The organism is Paenibacillus jamilae (assembly GCF_050482105.1).
GTDB lineage: Bacteria > Bacillota > Bacilli > Paenibacillales > Paenibacillaceae > Paenibacillus > Paenibacillus jamilae_B.
The window spans coordinates 1-616 of the sequence record NZ_JBCNHI010000070.1 but is presented as its reverse complement, the minus strand read 5'-3'; the positions used below and the strand labels follow the sequence as shown (position 1 = coordinate 616).

Genomic DNA, 616 nt, shown 5'->3' with positions numbered 1-616 from the left:
AGCACTCAATCCGCACCTCGGATATGAGGTCGTATCACGCATTGCCCGCGAAGCAATTACGACTGGCAAATCGGTACGTGAGCTGTGTCTGCTATATAATGTACTGACTGAGGAAGAATTGGACATTATATTGGATCCATACCAGATGACTCAGCCTGGCATTGCCGGAGAATCTTTGCTGAATCGTGAATAAGATTGCGGAGTTTAGAAATGTAGGCAACTTTGAGATAAAATGAAGGTAGCCCCGTCGAATTCGGCGGGGTTGCTTTTGTGTAAAACCGTGTCCGTGTGATAGGTGGTAACGGTAACCCTACAAAGGATATACCGCTAGCATGCCTGCTGTAGAAAAGGGGAAGAGGAATGCTGCTGGAGCAATTATTGGCATATAAGGAATTAGGAATAGGACTTATTGTATTACTATTACTCATTGTGCTCATCATCAGAGGGATGGTACGTGGTCGCAGAAATCGGATTTTACGAGATCTGGACCCACGCAAAATCGGAATTCAGGATATTGATCGTATGGAGGATGGCTCGGAATTCGAACATTATTTGCAGCGGCTGTTATCTGCACTTGGCTATAAGGATATTTATAAAACAACCAGCAGCCGGGATT

General features: G+C 44.8%; 2 pseudogenes. Both read left to right on the top strand.

Annotation, left to right across the window (positions count from 1 at the left end):
* Nucleotides 1-193: pseudogene (aspA, locus tag ABEW32_RS26330) on the top strand (aspartate ammonia-lyase); the annotation flags it as partial.
* A 167-nt stretch (nt 194-360) separates the two neighbouring features.
* Nucleotides 361-616: pseudogene (locus tag ABEW32_RS26325) on the top strand (restriction endonuclease); the annotation flags it as partial.